The sequence below is a fragment of the Mucilaginibacter pallidiroseus genome (assembly GCF_007846085.1).
Taxonomy (GTDB): Bacteria; Bacteroidota; Bacteroidia; order Sphingobacteriales; family Sphingobacteriaceae; genus Mucilaginibacter; species Mucilaginibacter pallidiroseus.
Genome location: NZ_VOEJ01000008.1, coordinates 45,364 through 60,328, shown reverse-complemented (window position 1 = coordinate 60,328; position 14,965 = coordinate 45,364). Strand labels below are relative to the sequence as shown.

The following is a 14,965-nucleotide window of genomic DNA, read 5'->3' as shown; positions in this document are numbered from 1 at the left end:
TGTGTATCGTTTAGTGCAATTACACAGCCATTTCACACCGATGGGTCCAAACGCTTTTGATAACAGTAAAAGCTAAGTCCGGGCCTAAACTCCAGTGTAATTTCGCCTCCAAAGTCATAGCCCATTTTAGGGAACAACTTCTGGATGGCCTTATTTTGTGAATTGGTATCAACCCGCAACAGTTTAATGCCGCGTCTTGCAGCTTCCCTATCGGCTTCGGCCACCAGTGCGGCAGCTATACCCCTCCCTTGAAAATGCGGACTAACGGCCAGCCTGTGTACAACTATGGCTATTTCATTAATGTCCCAACCCAATTGCGCATACTCGGCATACTGCTCTGTTGTAATGGCGGCAACACCAACAACGTTGCCATCATCCTCGACCACCCATAATTGATTGAGTGCTATATCACTTTCAAAAACATCCGGATTGGGGTAATCATCGCTCCACTGGAAATTACCGGCAGCCTGCATTAAGGGCACCACATCCTTAACTATTTGCATAATGGCCGACACATCTGCCAGGTTTGCCTCGCGGATTATAATATCGTGGGCCATATTAATGATTATGTTTTTTATGAATATCCTTTACCAGGCAAAGCTTCTTTATCTCGTCTATCCGGATTGGGAACGGCGCATACTTTAAACGATTACCAACCATCTCTGTAGTGTTATCAGAGTGAGCAATCACCTCTTCGGGATTATCACTGGCCAGCAGGCGCTTGTACATACGATAATCACCCCACTCAATATAATACACTTCGCCAGGGAGTATTTTGCGGTCGTTTATAATCTTAAGTGCCACCCAGCAGCCGTTTTCCAGATATGGATACATAGAGTGCCCCCATACCGGCAATGCGAAGTCGCATTCCTCAATACCGGGAAAATTCATGCGTCCAACCGGGCGGGAATCATTAATGTCATTATAAACTTCAACACCCGAGGCCGTAGCGATAATTTCGTACATAGGGATACCTTCCTCCGTACGTTGATATACAGATTTTTCTGCGGCTTTTGGCGCATTTAAAAAATCACTGTATTTTTCTTTAAACGTCTTTAATTTTTCAGGGTCAATATTCTGCCTGCTCTTAATAATCTCGGTAATACTACTGGCCGAATTAAAGTTTAGTGCTTCTGCTAGTTCGGAATTATTATTAAATGCGCGTCCCCGTAATTGGTTATATAATATAATAAATTCGAGTGTTTCGGGCCTTACCGTTTTTATTTTGTTTGATTTTGATACGTCTTCCATTGATAAAATATTTTAAAGATTTTTCTTTATTTAATTAAAGATTTTTCTGTATATTTGTTTCGTTGATTGTTGCTAATCTAACACACATAATTAATATATACAAATAACACCTACAGAAGTTTAAAGAAAACACTTTACAAGTATGCATATCGTTTACAACGCATTTAAAAGCCCAGGGAAATTTAAGTCTAGACAGAAAGAAGACAGTCAACTAAAACAACGCCTGGAAGCCTACCAAGCTGCCTGCCAGAAACACAGCGATACTTTAGCTGCAATACAAAAGTATTTACCGGGCTGGATGCCCGCTTTTAACATCAATCAATAACAAATAGTAATTAAAACACAAACGCTAAGGCAATGATAAAACTTTCACAAAAACTAAAAGACCAACTATGGTGGCTAATCATTTCTGTCGACTATAATTATAGCCGCATTTGCATTGCGGATCATGATTTTAACAACGACACACTCACACTTTGGCTGGAAGACAAGCAAGATTTTAAAAACACGGTGGACGAGTGCCTGCAGCTCGACATCAGCGCAAAACAGTTTGCTCGAATTATAAAAGCGGAAGGTTTTAACAGCTACGAGGGTACTAAATTACACGCCAATAAACAGTTTGTTTACAATACCCGTATTGAGATAAACCCACCGCTAACATGGTATGAAACTGATGCTACATTAATCGAACAGCAATGGGCTCGCGAAAAGGTACTAAAAAAGGTATTAACGCAATTAGTAGAAACCGAAGTTATAGGCGATAAACAATGGTAGCTGTTATGCCAATCGGCATCGATATCACAAAACGCGATTAGATATGTTGCGCTTGAATATTTAAGCAATTACTTGGTTTTTACAAGTTGATCCTCTTCTATTGATACAAGCTCTTCTACTTCACTTACTGCTTCGGCAGGTGCGCTGTTATAATTGAGTTTGCGGAAACGCCAAATGGCAAAAGCAGGTTCCTGGTAGCGGTTAATGAGCTGAAAAAATTTGGGAAAGTTATGTACCTCTTCAAGCAAAACGCCGGTAACAATACCATCGTTATCTAAAATTTCACGGATGGTGTACTCTTTGTCTTTGGTGATCCAGATCTCAAAATCGCGGCGTATTTCCTCGCTTTTATCAGGATCTATTTTATCGTTTATGCAAATTACTTTATCGCCGGGTCTCATATTGTCAAAACTAACAAAAATGATTCCATCGATACAATATATAAACTTATAGTTTACAATCAGCTGATTTAGGCTATCAGGTGGCCGCCGGCATCGAAACGTAGAAAACCGTACCGCCTTCTTCAGGGCATTCCAGCCATATGCGGCCGCCCTGCAGTTCGGTAAATTCTTTACAAAGCACCAAACCAAGGCCAACACCTTTTTCATTTTCGGTGCCAAGTGTTGGGCTACCCTGGAAGGAGAACAGACCGGCGTGCATACTTTCTGGTATTCCCACGCCATTGTCGCGGATTATGAGCCAGCACTCCGCGCCTATTTGCTTGGCCTTAAAACTAATGATACCGCCGTTAGGTGTAAATTTAATGGCATTGTTTAGCAAGTTACGTATAACCAGTTGCAGCATATCGCTGTCGGCCACTATACGGGCTCCCCAATCAAGATCGACATTGAACGTGATGGATTTTTTTGCAGCTAAGGACTTTTCAAGCTCAACGGTATTGTAAAGGGCATCACTAAGGTTAATGTAGCCAAGCTTAACGTTTACGCCGTCCATTTGTGCCTTTGACCACATAAGCATTTTGCCAAGCATTTCGATGGTACCACGGGTAACGTTAAGCAGATCGCTCTCTACCGACCGACGATCATCGCTATCGAGTTCATTATCATTGACTAACTCCAGGTAGTTTTGAATATTACCCAAAGGCGAACGCAGATCATGAGCGATGATAAACAGCAGCTTGTTGCGCTCGGTATTTATGCGGGCAAGCTCATGATTTACGTGGGTCATCTCGGCATTTTGCCGCTCAATGGCAATAGCCTTGTTAGCCGCAGAATTTTTTTCGAAATCGTAGTTCCGTCGCAAGTAGGCAATGGTGTAATACAGCACAAATACAAAAACAACATAAGCTGATGTAACATCTATATACCTTGCCCGGCGGCTAACATATGTATCGGGTATAACATTTGGCAGGTAATACTCAAGGGCGTGCAAACCGATAAGGATAAGCAGATTGAGTGCCACCCAAAAACGCTGTTGTCTTTTAGGCGCAACACAAAGCACCAGCATAATACACAGGCCCATCAACAAATCTGTAGGGCCGTTTGTGCCGGAGTTGTATATGTAGTTAAATACAAACAGGATGTTACCGGTTAATGCGAAGATTACAAGGGAAGAATTTACCTTGCCGTGGTAGCGTGAGCGGTAGTAAAGCAGCATAAAAAATAGCATAGCTACAAAGCTCATTAACGAAACCACTTGCAAACCAATAAGGTAATTAAAAGGCACGTTATAGCCCAATGCTATAGTCGCTATTACGCAAAGCGAATGAAATATTCTTGTTTCGAGCGGAAATTGGGAAGCATGGCCCGTAATGTTGGCCCAAAGCTTGTTAATTTTTGCTTTTAACTGCAATATATTTAAGGTTAGGTTGCATTACAAGATTACTAATTATTATTTAAACAAATAGGCGCTTCAAAACACTAAAATGCAAAATTCCGAGCATAAAAAAAGCCGGCCCAAGCCGACTTTAAAAAGAATATGTATGGGGCGTAAATTAATTACGGCTAAAACCTCTGTTACCACCACCCGTAAAACCCGGGCCTTTGTCTTCAGCAACATTTACTGTAATGCGTTTGCCATAATAGCTTTGTCCGTTCATGCATCTGATAGCTTCTTTAGCTTCATCCTCATTCACCATTTCAACAAAGCCAAAGCCTCTGCTTTCTTTTGTTTCGCGATCTTTAACAATCCTGAGCGATTTAACCGGCCCAAAATCTTCAAAAACAGCGTTTAATTCGGCCTCACTTACTTCTAATGGAAGGCCTCCAATAAATACTTTCATTAATCTCCTTTGTTTTATACAAAGGTACAAAAATAAGCCATTTTGTGGGTACAAACGCAGTGAATACCATTGCAGAGACATCATTTTTACAATTACGTGTCATTGAGACACCATGCAGACAATCAGTCTTTAAAGCCGCTTAAAATTACTTTGACAGCTTCTTTACGAGAAGTTCAAAACTGCCTTCAACCCTTTGTATGGGGGTATCCTTCTTGTCATCCTTTGCCATAAAAACAAAGAAGGTCCCGCGGGCCAGTATAGTGTCTGCGCTATAGGCGGTTAATTGGATCTTGCCTGCATCGCCCGGCTTTGTATATTGGGTAAGCGAATATTGTTCGCTATGTAACGCGTCGTGATTCAACAGCAGCTGGCTGCCCTCTACGTCGCGGGTAACACCGGTAGCGGCTGCCCCCTTCGCACTGATGCCAAAACTCAAATTATGAGCTTTGTTGATTGCCGTTATACCAAAATAATCATTGTTGCCTACGTTCATGCTAACAAAGGCTACAGAATCCTGCGATGCATTAAATATGTAAACAGAGTCGCCAAGCTTGAGTTTAAGGCTACCTGTTGACGCGAGGTAGTTCCCCGGCGACTCAACAGCAAGCGCACTATCTGCTTTTGCAGCCTGCAATTTTTGATCAACCGCCTGGGTATTGCTGCTATCGTCTTTTTGACAGGCAGAAACAAACCCCATTAAAGCGAGGAGCAAACACACTACGAAATTGGCAAAACCTTTATTCATGTTTATGACGACTCACTAAACATACGAAAATAAATGCCAAATTTAAGTGCCAAGCAATACCATCAGCAAAATTTAACATTTATTTAACCTTTCCACGCAGATAAACATAACAAAAAATTCTAATAATATTAGCAATATCAAAATTAATTTCGTACATTTGTATAACTAATTTGCTAACCGGCATATTTATCACAATATTATATTTTATGCCTTTACCATTAACCACTGCCGGATGCGTGGCTTTAATTGAAAGTTATTTTGACCATATCCAGGGCAGTTTTCATTACGAAAATCCAATTGCCACCGACTCCAAAAAAAATACGCCATCCAAAACCGAAAAGATTTGGGACCGTGAACCTGAACCTGCTTTGTTTACCGGCTTAATGCTGCACCTGGGCTTTAATAGCCAACAAGAGTTTGAGGAATATGAGCGCAAGGGCAAGCACCGCAAACATATAATCAAAGCCAGGTTGCGTATCGAGAAAGAATATGAACGCAAACTGCACATGCAGGCACCCACAGGAGCAATATTTGCGCTTAAAAAAATGGGATGGACTGATAAAAGTGAAACCACCCCTTACACTGAAATATTACCGAAAAGCATTGTTGTGGAAGTGGTACAATCAGGCCCGAATGTGGCAGCTAACGAGAAGGAAGTTGAGCTTTAAGTATCCGCAATTGAATTGAAGGAAAAACACCGGCTTCAATAAGCATTATTTAATGAACTCCGTTTGCATTGCGCCAGCTATGGCAATAGCTCCTATTTATCAATAAAGTTTTAGCCAAGACTTTAACATGTAACATGCATACCACCATATTATTTAACAGTAATTATTACTCTACAGCCCAGGTTGTTGTAAACCAGGGAGGCACAAGTTCGGGCAAAACATATGCTATACAACAGGTACTTTTTTGCCTGGCCTGCGAAAATGAAAAGCAGGTTATTACAGTGGTTGGCCAGGATATACCTAATTTAAAGGCCGGTGTACTGCGCGATGCACAGGCAATACATGCTGCATCAGCAGTGTTGCAGCGCATGGTAAAAAACTTCAATAAAACCGATAGGGTTTACGAGTTTACAAACGGTAGTTTGATTGAGTATAAAAGCTATGCAAACGCACAGGACGCAAAATCCGGAAAGCGCGACTATCTGTTTATAAACGAAGCCAACGGCATACAATGGGATATATTTGCAGAACTGTCTTTACGTACCCGGAAACGCATATTTATCGACTATAATCCCAACAACAGCTTTTGGGTACATAATAATTTGCTGGGTAAGCCAAACGTGCAATTTCTGATATCCGACCATAGGCACAATCCATTCCTTGCTTATGAAGTAAGGCAAAAGATTGAGGCACTTAAGCAACAGGATATTGAATTATGGAAAGTATACGCCCGGGGGCTTACAGGCCGTATCACCGGTTTGGTTTTCAACAACTGGCATATCTGCGAAGCGATACCAATCGGTGCTAAGCTCATAGCAGCGGGGCTTGATTTCGGTTTCACTAATGATGAAACAGGTTGCGTGCTGGTTTACCTGCAAAACGGTGAACTTTGGGTAGACGAAGTGCTTTACCAAACGGGCCTTACCAACACCGATATTTCCGAAAAGCTCAAGCAGGCAGGTATTAATTATACCACTCCCATTATAGCCGATAGCGCCGAACCAAAATCTATAGAGGAACTGAAGCGCCTGGGCTGGATGATCACGGGTGCAAAAAAAGGGCCCGACAGCGTACAACACTCCATTGATATACTTAAGCGCTACAAGATCAATATAACCCGCCGCAGTACTAACCTGCGGAAAGAATTTGAACGATACAAATGGCGCACCGATAACAGCGGCAAAGCTATTAACCAACCAGTTGATGCATGTAACCACCTTATTGACCCGCTGCGTTATGTAGCCCTAAACAAGCTGAATAACAAGGCCAGCAAAACGCTTAATACCAAACTTCCTTACCAACCTGGGCCGGAGAGCCATAGCCTGCTTAATGAACTGCTTGGCCTATCCTGAACCGCTTACCATTAACCTGATATTAAAACCATAGTAAAGAAGCAAACCCGATATGATAGAAAAAACACTTATTACAACACACGGCACATTAACTATCAGCATGCCATCGCGCCTTGATGAAATAACGCTGGGGCAAATGATAGAGTTACAGGAAACCAATGACATGAGCGATTTGCAGGCCATAAGTATTCTGACTGGCATATCTGTCACAGATTTACAAACTGTAAAGAGCGCTGATGACTTTTTAAATCTGGCCGATGTAATATTATCGCTTTCGCACCAAATTAAGTACTTGTATGATAGCGACGATATCCCTAAAAAAATCGGATTAACTGTAGGCAAAAAGAAGGCAACACTTAACGTGATCAATAATTTGTCTGTAGAACCAACGGGGGCTTTTATGGCTGCCCGTGACGTAATAGCCGAGGAGGTTGCCCGGTTTGTAGACATTTACGGTGAAGAGGCATGGCAGGATTATTTTAATCCATCGCTTACCGCGTGCTGCAAAGTATTGGGGTACTATTTCTATAGCAGAGCAACCGGGAAGCGGTATAACGAGTATGAAGCGGCCAATTTTGCTGAAACAATAAAACAGTTAAAGGTAACGGAGGCACTACCAATTGCCAAACATTTTTTTATGAGTTATCCCAACTTATACAAACCGAAACTAAGCTACTGGCAACGGCTGTTACAGCTATTGAGAAAAGAGCCGGTATAAAGGCCTTTGAAACCTTTAAATACATTAATACAATAAATTCCCTTGCCGGTGGCGACATCACAAAATGGGATACCATACTTGCCATGCCCTATGAGCGGGTACTTACAAAACTTTTGCTGAACAAAACTGAAGCCGAATACCAAAAACGCTACAGCGAAATGATGACGGCCAATTAAATAAACCCAACTATATCCAAATGCGCAACCAAATTGAAGCTATTGCACAAAGCCTTACAGCCGCCCCCTCTTTTTTATACGGTACCGAAAAAGAACTTAATACTCTTGCAGATGATGCTGCGTTTCCATGCGTAATGTTGTATCCATTGCAGCCCATTACTTTAATGCCGGGGGTAAACGGCTCGGTAAGTAATAGCTTTATTTTATATATCGAATTTTTGTACAAAACTGACTTTGGACAATTCACTGCAGACAACGAAAGCTTTGTGCAACAAGCCCTGCTGATGGCTAATGAGTTTATTGTAAAAGCATCAAAATATCGCGATAGAGAAGGCCGGTTCTTCAAAGTCAAAACCGGCGAAAAAGCCAAATGCCTGCCGGTATACAATAAGCACGATGTAAATACAACCGGCGTGGGGCTAACCATAACGCTTAACCGCATGTACCAAGACATACTTTAACACTTCATTCAATTCAAATCAACATCAATGGCTGTTTTAGCACTCATCGACATGTCGAGCACCTATGTGGTAGGTACACAGGTAAACGGGCGTGTTTACATAAAAATAATAAACCCGGCAACCGGGCAGTTAACCAATGGCAATAACATCGCTATTAGTTACCAGGTAAATAACAATGGCATACTTAAAAACTACACCATTAATATTGCCGGCCAAAGCCAGGCAATATATACCGGTAAAATTAGCGACAGTGATCCGCTTAACCCCTACTACACCTCGTTTTTAATAACAGGCCAAGGCGAAACGCTCGAATATGAAGATACGCCATATGGCTGCGACCTTTCCATCACAAGCGTGGAAGTCCGCCAGTCAGAGTCGGCACCCGGCGCGGCAGATGCTGTCATAGTTGTGCAGGCAAGTTCGTCCTACCTGCCTATCCTGTACAGCCTGGACGGCAACACATATCAAAATTCGGCCGTATTTACGGGGCTTAGCGGGGGCGCGAGAACCGTTTACGTTAAAGATGCTAATAACTGCACAGGCATAAAAGACGTATCCATCCCGGTGCTGAATAATCTGCTGGTTTCAGACCCTTCGGTTACCTTACCGGGCGGCAACATCTCCAGGTGGAGCGCAGCCTTCAACCCTATTGTATTTACGTATCAGCGTAAAGATTTTAGTGTAAACAGCGTACAACAGGATACTGCTACGGGGAATGCTATAGTAACCATTAGTGAGAATATCTCAGCAGTACAAAAGGATGATTACATATACCTTAAAGCGGGCGTTTATAACGGCGTCTACAAAGTTACCGGTAGTAATGGATACAATGGGCTCATAATTGATATCCCCTATAGCGGTAACGCTACCGGCTTTATCAACATCAACCGCTTAAGGCCCTACTATCGCATCATTACCAAAATTACTTATACCGATAAACTGACGGGACAGCTAAGTGTAATAAAAGCCACAAACCGGCCAAACGCCCAGGGCACAACACGAGCCGATATCTCCAATTTTTTGCAAAGCGTGCTGCGTCCCGTTGACGAGAGCAATTATGCGCTTGCCAACTATCGGGACGATAACCTGAGCGCCAGCTATACAGTATCCTACGCCGAAGCTTGGGACGAGGGCACCACAGAAAAAACATCTGCTTATGTACAGATGCCCCAGCCATATTATGTGGTTTATGCAGCAAAACAGCTGGGAGATCACTATAGTGGGAACTTAGCTTCTTACGTCCCTTTTGCAAGTGTGCCGCAGGGTTCTACCAAAGCAAAATGGATCACCGACTTTAACGAGCCTGCGTACAGCAACGGTTACCCGTTTGATATCAGCTTTATTTACAGCGAACACCTCATGGGTAAAGACATATTCTGCGAGATGGTCTTGCTCGACATTAACCGTAAACCGCTACCGGGCGGCCCGCAAACTACTTACTTGCTTAATGAAGATGGTTCATGGTTATTAAATAATGATGGCAGCCGGTTGGTAATAGCCCGGCAGGGTGTTGCAAATATACCAGTGCCTGCACAACTTGGCCTGAACCGTTTGCTCATCAGCCAAAACTTCAATGACGATGTATATTATCTCAATCTCACGCTAAAATACATCGACGGCGGTACGAGCGAAGCTGTAACGCAAACCCAAACTGTAAGGATTGATGACGCGGTTGATGACCAATCGGTTTACCTGCGTTGGATAGGCTTAAGTGGCTCGTGGAACTACTACCGCTTCGTTTTTAATCAAGAAGTTAGCCTTGACGTGCAGAACGCCGTGATTATCAAAAACTATGTGAGCGACTGGCAAAACCAACAGGGAATTGACGAAGTGATTAGCAAGTCGGCTGGGAACAAGGTTAAGGTGATGGCCGAGGATCTTTCTGTAGACGACATTAAAGGCCTACAGTCCATTAAGTACTCGCCAAAGGTGCAGATGCTGGTAAACAAAAATCCGGTAAAATGGCAAACAGTGGTTATTAATACCGCCACCTATGCCGAATATGAAACCCGCAACGGCCGCGCGCCCTTCAGCATAACATTTAACCTCCCTGCAATAAATGTCCAGGCACAATAGGCTTTAGCCTACGGTACATGGTTCATAGCCAATAGCTTTTACCATGATCTATGAACCATTAACCATCAGCAAACCATGAACCAACTTCAACTTTACATCAATAACGAACTTGTTGACCTGGCCGACGATAGTCCCATTGCACTTACTTTTCAGATAAATAACCTTGCCGAAGTCAAAAATCAGCAGGGTAATACCAGCAACCAGTTTAAGCTGCCGCTAACCCAGCGCAACCGGCAAATACTGGGCTATCCGGATGATATTGCATTTACCAATTGCAAGCCATACAACAATTATGAAGCACGCGTGATGCAGGACGGACTCGAGATTATTCCCTACGGAACAGCCGTTTTAAACAGTGTTGAGCAAAGCAGCGCCAACATCACGATCCTGAGCGGCAACGTCGACTTTTTTGATGCCATAAGTGGCAAGATCTATGAAATGGGCGACGATCAAACACCATATGGTAAAAGCAAACCATTTAAAAAACACCAGCATAAATGGACACTTGCTAACGTAGTCAACTCCCAAACTAAAACAGAGGGCTGGATATGGCCGGTTGTTGATTATGGTAAACTTGTTTACAATGAATTAGGTCAGTGCGAAATAAACGTAAGGAACTTGCGTCCTGGCTTTTTTATTAAAACATTGATTGATACAATGTTGGAAACAACCGGTTACAAAGCTGCGGGTGCCTTGCTTGATGATCCGCTGTACCCTAAATTGATTGCCCAATTCAGCAACAGTTCTTTTGAACATGGCACAGATTTTCAAAACGAGCCTCGAGAGTATGGTCTTAATGCGGCTATTATGCAAAATTTAAACGTGAGCCATGTACCAATTAATGATAATACCGGAACAATACCTTTCAATACGATAAACAATGACCCGGCGCGCCAGTTTTATGGTGGTACTACCTTCACTTCACAGCAAATTAGTAATGTTGAAATAAAGCTCACAATACCTAAAATACGGTTTGAGGGAAAGGTTACCGGGAAGCATCCATCGCTTTTAAAAATATATATTACCTACAACGATGCGGGTACCAGGATAGCGCTTACGGAGACTACTTTCGACTTTAGCAGCGGCTTTGAGCGCCTTAGCGGCAGCGGTGGTAATATCAGAGGGTATGTTGATATCGCGAACACTGTAATGTCTGCAACAGCCGACCTTGCTATTGGCAATCAAATCAGTATCGACTATGAATTTAAAGGAGACAGGCCTGCATATTTTACCATTTACGCCGGCGCTTCCCTTGTAATTACGCCTACTGCGCAAACGGTACTTTACGGGCAGGATGTACAGTGCGAGCGCATATTTCCGGACATCAGCCAAAAAGATTTACTGAAAGATATTTTGCAACGTTTTGGCATCATTTGCCAAACAGACAGCATTGCCCGCACGGTTAATTTTGCGTCTTTCAAAACTATTGTAAATAACATCGCTATTGCCAGAAACTGGACCGGAAAATGCCTTGATCAAGGCAAATCGGTAACCTTTCAGCTTGGCAATTATGCACAAGTGAATTACATGAAGCATAAAGAAGACGATGCAGTGCTGCCAAAAGGCTTTGCCGATGCAAAAATAAATGTAGCTGATAAAACACTCCAGGCCTCGATGGATTTGTTTGAAAGCCAATTTGCAGGCACACTTAACCGCCCTTACATTGGCGGTACCATTGCGCAAATAAAGATGATTGAGGCAGAGGCCGACAATGATGACTTTAATATTGCAGTATCGCCAAGGATATTGATAGACAAAAAGATAGATCTGCGCAGCTACAACAACCGATCAATTAAATTTACCGATGGTGATTTAAGCAATATTGTTAACGCAACCGTATCAGTGCCATACTTTTACCGGCCGGAAGAAAAAGAAAGCCTTAAATGGGACGATCTGCGAGTTAAATATTATCCCGAACTTGAAAAGATTTTGCAGCAAACCAAAAAGGTTGAACGTTATTTTTTACTAACGCCTAGAGATATTTTGGAGCTGGACCTGCTGATACCGGTTTACCTGGAACAAGACAGCGCCTATTATTACATCAACAAAATAGATGGCTGGCGTAAAGGCCAGCCGGTAAAGGTTGAGTTAATCAAACTGGGGTAAGGGCTTTACAACTACTCCTTTTTCCTGATTGACTTTATAAGCAAATCGACATTCCACGGCATCGAATTTTCAAAAAACGCGGCATAGTCAAGTTTACCCTTTTCATTAACATGCATAAGCGAGCCCGAAACAACTACCATATCTCCGGCTTTTAAACTCTTGATTATTTTAAGATTGTTTTTAAGTTCGTCGGTTTTGGGATTTTTCGGGATAGTATAAGTGAAATCTACACGGTTGTTAATCCCAATTGTATCAGTACTAGGATCGTCTTTTATTTCAGAGACTAACATTAAATTATATACAGGTATATCATCCGTATTGCCAAGCACTTTAATTACACTATTTACATCATAAGCATTGTCATTAATTTCGACTACCTGTAAAACCCAATCATTAATGTTTTTAAGACTGTCTTTCGCATATTTATTATAAGCAGTTATGCTTTGGTCTTTTGCAATAGCATTTGATTGATGCTCATATGCTGAAGCCGCCTCTATTTTATTTAAAAATGCCACTTGGGCGGCAGGACGCATGTCCACGACTTTAGCATCTGCAGGTTGGGCCAATGAAGATCCAGTATGCTTGTTGCCAGTGTTTTGGCAGCTTACAACCAAAATCGCAATTAGGAATACAAATAGATTGAATGATATTTTCATGTATAAGGTTTAGAAATTTCAAATTCTAAGATAAATATTCTAAATGATACGGTCGTAATTTGAAAAGTTATATTTATATTTACCAATAAAATTAGCAAAACCTACAATGATCACAAAACGCTTATTCCCGTTTGTCCTTCCTTTTATTTTAATTGCATGCACTCCCCCGCCCGAAGCAAGGTATACCGATAAACCTATGCCTGCTGCTGAACAATCTTTTTTAAGGGAGCTTGTTAAAACCGACTCTGTTTACGATGCTCAAATAAATGAGATAACTAAAAAAGAGTCGTTTGAAAAAGGCAAAGCAGAAGTTGAGAAGTATATAATAAACAATCTTTCGGTTAATAACTGGGTGGGGATTGTTCAAAATATTGAAGTAAAATCGGAACCGGTTGACTATGTAAAGGTAGACGTGTTTTTACCTATCGGAAACTGGCACGAAGCCGCTGGCCCTGAATACACTAACCCTATGTTTGTTTCTCTTGTCAACCCAAAAGATGCTAAGTTGATGGAAGCCGTCAAAAAACTACAAAAAGGAGATGAAGTATTTGTAAGCGGAAATATACAAAAGAACCTTTCGGGCAGAATAAACTTTATCAATTATACTGATGGCATACGTGACTTGGAATCCTTCAAGAGCCTTAACCTTGACTTGAAATTAACAGATATTAAAAAGTCAAATGGTATTAAACCATGACAGGTAAAAAACTACTGCTATATGTATGTATAATTTTGATTATTGGTGCAGCTATTATAGGCTTTTTAAATATTGGCTACTTTAAAGCGTACTATAAAGATCTGCAAACCAATGATTTTACACCAGGGAGCAGGCTTTATGCGTTTGAAGCATTTAATTATAGCAAAAACTTTGATTTGCCGATTTACAGGATCGCCGAATCGCAAACTTCGTCAGAAAAAAAGATTGTACTTTCTGGCAAATGTTTCCTTAGTGATAGTTTAATAAAGCATAAGTCTGCTTACATAGGAAATTATTTGAACAGAAAGCTTATTTCAATTAAATACAAGGCAAGCAATGGCACAGACACCACTTCGGTAGTCAGGCTTTACGCTATCATGCCGAATCCAAAGGCAGTCAATACAACCCGGTTGAAAGCCGGTAATTTGCCACAGAGCTATAAATTTATAGATAGCAATTTGTATATAACCGACTATTCTATTAATCCTAAGCAATCAAAGTAAACCCATCTTAAATACATCATAGGTATATAACATGTCATTAAAAAAAGTAGCATTATCATTAGGTGTAACTGCCGCCTCAGTGTAACCGCTTTCAGTTTTTATAATTTCAAGCTTATAAATGCTTATTATAAAGATTTTAAATACAACCCCTTCAAAAAAGGAGATAAGGTATATGCTTACAGGCCATTCGCTGCCATGTCAACTTCTAAACTCTTTTTGATGCGAATAGCTAAATCAAAAAATGATTCACAATATTTTGTGTTGATGCCGGCAGCATTTACTAATGACAGTTTATATAAGTATAAATCGTCATATATTGGTAAATACATTAAGCGTACAATATTTCCTATTCATTATAACGATTCTACGCTGTACGCAACTTTGTATGCTATTGAGCCTCTTAAAAGTGCGTTAATCACACAGGCAACAAAAGGTGATACCCTACCTGCCGGATATGAGTACATTGATGATAACCTTTATGGCTTACCTAATAACTTTGAGCCAAAGGAATCAACAAAATTTTATGACTTTCGATAAACG

The 14,965-nt window shown here is 41.4% G+C and carries 18 protein-coding genes; 11 read left to right on the top strand and 7 right to left on the bottom strand.

Annotated features, from left to right (window positions below; genetic code table 11):
- Positions 1 to 32: 32 nt before the first annotated feature.
- Together FPZ43_RS15805 and FPZ43_RS15800 are read right to left on the bottom strand one after the other, a co-directional pair.
- Positions 33 to 557: a GNAT family N-acetyltransferase gene (locus tag FPZ43_RS15805; RefSeq protein WP_261381101.1), complete on the bottom strand. Its 525-nt coding sequence runs from the start codon at positions 555 to 557 to the stop codon at positions 33 to 35.
- A 1-nt stretch (position 558) separates the two neighbouring features.
- Complete coding sequence (locus tag FPZ43_RS15800) at positions 559 to 1,251, bottom strand: S24 family peptidase (protein ID WP_146382904.1); 693 nt, start codon at positions 1,249 to 1,251, stop codon at positions 559 to 561.
- A gap of 142 nt (positions 1,252 to 1,393) precedes the next feature.
- Between FPZ43_RS15800 and FPZ43_RS15795 the strand changes: the two genes are divergently transcribed.
- The gene (locus tag FPZ43_RS15795) at positions 1,394 to 1,576 is read left to right on the top strand and encodes a hypothetical protein (RefSeq protein ID WP_146382903.1); all 183 of its coding nucleotides are present in this window, start codon (positions 1,394 to 1,396) and stop codon (positions 1,574 to 1,576) included.
- Positions 1,577 to 1,608: 32 nt separating this feature from the next.
- The gene (locus tag FPZ43_RS15790; RefSeq protein WP_146382902.1) at positions 1,609 to 2,025 is read left to right on the top strand and encodes a hypothetical protein; all 417 of its coding nucleotides are present in this window, start codon (positions 1,609 to 1,611) and stop codon (positions 2,023 to 2,025) included.
- A 68-nt stretch (positions 2,026 to 2,093) separates the two neighbouring features.
- On the opposite strand, the gene FPZ43_RS15785 is transcribed toward FPZ43_RS15790, so the two are convergent.
- The 4 genes from FPZ43_RS15785 to FPZ43_RS15770 all read right to left on the bottom strand — a co-directional run bounded on the left by FPZ43_RS15785 (position 2,094) and on the right by FPZ43_RS15770 (position 5,012).
- Positions 2,094 to 2,426 (bottom strand): hypothetical protein, encoded by a 333-nt coding sequence (locus FPZ43_RS15785; protein WP_146382901.1) that lies wholly within the window; start codon positions 2,424 to 2,426, stop codon positions 2,094 to 2,096.
- A gap of 76 nt (positions 2,427 to 2,502) precedes the next feature.
- Positions 2,503 to 3,837 carry a sensor histidine kinase gene (locus tag FPZ43_RS15780; RefSeq protein ID WP_146382900.1) on the bottom strand — a complete coding sequence of 445 codons (1,335 nt, stop codon included), beginning with the start codon at positions 3,835 to 3,837 and terminating at the stop codon, positions 2,503 to 2,505.
- Between the two features lie 142 nt (positions 3,838 to 3,979).
- A complete protein-coding gene (locus FPZ43_RS15775; RefSeq protein WP_146382899.1) occupies positions 3,980 to 4,267 on the bottom strand; it encodes an RNA recognition motif domain-containing protein in 288 nt (95 codons plus the stop codon).
- Between the two features lie 145 nt (positions 4,268 to 4,412).
- On the bottom strand, positions 4,413 to 5,012 hold the full coding sequence (locus FPZ43_RS15770; protein ID WP_146382898.1) for a hypothetical protein: 600 nt from the start codon (positions 5,010 to 5,012) through the stop codon (positions 4,413 to 4,415).
- Positions 5,013 to 5,218: 206 nt separating this feature from the next.
- On the opposite strand from FPZ43_RS15770, the gene FPZ43_RS15765 reads away from it, so the two are divergent.
- The 6 genes from FPZ43_RS15765 (at position 5,219) to FPZ43_RS15740 (ending at position 12,569) form a co-directional block, all read left to right on the top strand.
- On the top strand, positions 5,219 to 5,680 hold the full coding sequence (locus tag FPZ43_RS15765) for a terminase small subunit (RefSeq protein WP_146382897.1): 462 nt from the start codon (positions 5,219 to 5,221) through the stop codon (positions 5,678 to 5,680).
- 134 nt (positions 5,681 to 5,814) lie between these two features.
- Positions 5,815 to 7,032, top strand: coding sequence for a PBSX family phage terminase large subunit (locus tag FPZ43_RS15760; RefSeq protein ID WP_146382896.1), 1,218 nt, complete (start codon positions 5,815 to 5,817; stop codon positions 7,030 to 7,032).
- Positions 7,033 to 7,084: 52 nt separating this feature from the next.
- Positions 7,085 to 7,750 (top strand): hypothetical protein, encoded by a 666-nt coding sequence (locus FPZ43_RS15755; protein ID WP_146382895.1) that lies wholly within the window; start codon positions 7,085 to 7,087, stop codon positions 7,748 to 7,750.
- Between the two features lie 196 nt (positions 7,751 to 7,946).
- On the top strand, positions 7,947 to 8,387 hold the full coding sequence (locus FPZ43_RS15750; RefSeq protein ID WP_146382894.1) for a hypothetical protein: 441 nt from the start codon (positions 7,947 to 7,949) through the stop codon (positions 8,385 to 8,387).
- A 27-nt stretch (positions 8,388 to 8,414) separates the two neighbouring features.
- Positions 8,415 to 10,463: a hypothetical protein gene (locus tag FPZ43_RS15745; protein WP_146382893.1), complete on the top strand. Its 2,049-nt coding sequence runs from the start codon at positions 8,415 to 8,417 to the stop codon at positions 10,461 to 10,463.
- 75 nt (positions 10,464 to 10,538) lie between these two features.
- A complete protein-coding gene (locus FPZ43_RS15740; protein WP_146382892.1) occupies positions 10,539 to 12,569 on the top strand; it encodes a hypothetical protein in 2,031 nt (676 codons plus the stop codon).
- A gap of 11 nt (positions 12,570 to 12,580) precedes the next feature.
- Here FPZ43_RS15740 and FPZ43_RS15735 read toward each other — a convergent pair whose 3' ends face one another.
- Positions 12,581 to 13,225 carry a hypothetical protein gene (locus FPZ43_RS15735; RefSeq protein ID WP_146382891.1) on the bottom strand — a complete coding sequence of 215 codons (645 nt, stop codon included), beginning with the start codon at positions 13,223 to 13,225 and terminating at the stop codon, positions 12,581 to 12,583.
- 196 nt (positions 13,226 to 13,421) lie between these two features.
- On the opposite strand from FPZ43_RS15735, the gene FPZ43_RS15730 reads away from it, so the two are divergent.
- The 3 genes from FPZ43_RS15730 (at position 13,422) to FPZ43_RS15720 (ending at position 14,962) form a co-directional block, all read left to right on the top strand.
- Positions 13,422 to 13,922 (top strand): hypothetical protein, encoded by a 501-nt coding sequence (locus tag FPZ43_RS15730; protein ID WP_146382890.1) that lies wholly within the window; start codon positions 13,422 to 13,424, stop codon positions 13,920 to 13,922.
- On the top strand, positions 13,919 to 14,425 hold the full coding sequence (locus tag FPZ43_RS15725) for a hypothetical protein (protein ID WP_146382889.1): 507 nt from the start codon (positions 13,919 to 13,921) through the stop codon (positions 14,423 to 14,425). Before FPZ43_RS15730 ends, FPZ43_RS15725 begins: the two co-directional genes overlap by 4 nt.
- Before the next feature lie 195 nt (positions 14,426 to 14,620).
- On the top strand, positions 14,621 to 14,962 hold the full coding sequence (locus FPZ43_RS15720) for a hypothetical protein (RefSeq protein WP_186461864.1): 342 nt from the start codon (positions 14,621 to 14,623) through the stop codon (positions 14,960 to 14,962).
- The last annotated feature ends 3 nt before the right edge of the window (positions 14,963 to 14,965 follow it).

Coding starts and splice junctions, on each gene's coding strand:
- FPZ43_RS15805 (WP_261381101.1), bottom strand. CDS start 557: ATGGCCCACGATATTATAATCCGCGAGGCAAACCTGGCAGATGTGTCG.
- FPZ43_RS15800 (WP_146382904.1), bottom strand. CDS start 1,251: ATGGAAGACGTATCAAAATCAAACAAAATAAAAACGGTAAGGCCCGAA.
- FPZ43_RS15795 (WP_146382903.1), top strand. CDS start 1,394: ATGCATATCGTTTACAACGCATTTAAAAGCCCAGGGAAATTTAAGTCT.
- FPZ43_RS15790 (WP_146382902.1), top strand. CDS start 1,609: ATGATAAAACTTTCACAAAAACTAAAAGACCAACTATGGTGGCTAATC.
- FPZ43_RS15785 (WP_146382901.1), bottom strand. CDS start 2,426: ATGAGACCCGGCGATAAAGTAATTTGCATAAACGATAAAATAGATCCT.
- FPZ43_RS15775 (WP_146382899.1), bottom strand. CDS start 4,267: ATGAAAGTATTTATTGGAGGCCTTCCATTAGAAGTAAGTGAGGCCGAA.
- FPZ43_RS15770 (WP_146382898.1), bottom strand. CDS start 5,012: ATGAATAAAGGTTTTGCCAATTTCGTAGTGTGTTTGCTCCTCGCTTTA.
- FPZ43_RS15765 (WP_146382897.1), top strand. CDS start 5,219: ATGCCTTTACCATTAACCACTGCCGGATGCGTGGCTTTAATTGAAAGT.
- FPZ43_RS15760 (WP_146382896.1), top strand. CDS start 5,815: ATGCATACCACCATATTATTTAACAGTAATTATTACTCTACAGCCCAG.
- FPZ43_RS15755 (WP_146382895.1), top strand. CDS start 7,085: ATGATAGAAAAAACACTTATTACAACACACGGCACATTAACTATCAGC.
- FPZ43_RS15750 (WP_146382894.1), top strand. CDS start 7,947: ATGCGCAACCAAATTGAAGCTATTGCACAAAGCCTTACAGCCGCCCCC.
- FPZ43_RS15745 (WP_146382893.1), top strand. CDS start 8,415: ATGGCTGTTTTAGCACTCATCGACATGTCGAGCACCTATGTGGTAGGT.
- FPZ43_RS15740 (WP_146382892.1), top strand. CDS start 10,539: ATGAACCAACTTCAACTTTACATCAATAACGAACTTGTTGACCTGGCC.
- FPZ43_RS15735 (WP_146382891.1), bottom strand. CDS start 13,225: ATGAAAATATCATTCAATCTATTTGTATTCCTAATTGCGATTTTGGTT.
- FPZ43_RS15730 (WP_146382890.1), top strand. CDS start 13,422: ATGCCTGCTGCTGAACAATCTTTTTTAAGGGAGCTTGTTAAAACCGAC.
- FPZ43_RS15725 (WP_146382889.1), top strand. CDS start 13,919: ATGACAGGTAAAAAACTACTGCTATATGTATGTATAATTTTGATTATT.
- FPZ43_RS15720 (WP_186461864.1), top strand. CDS start 14,621: ATGTCAACTTCTAAACTCTTTTTGATGCGAATAGCTAAATCAAAAAAT.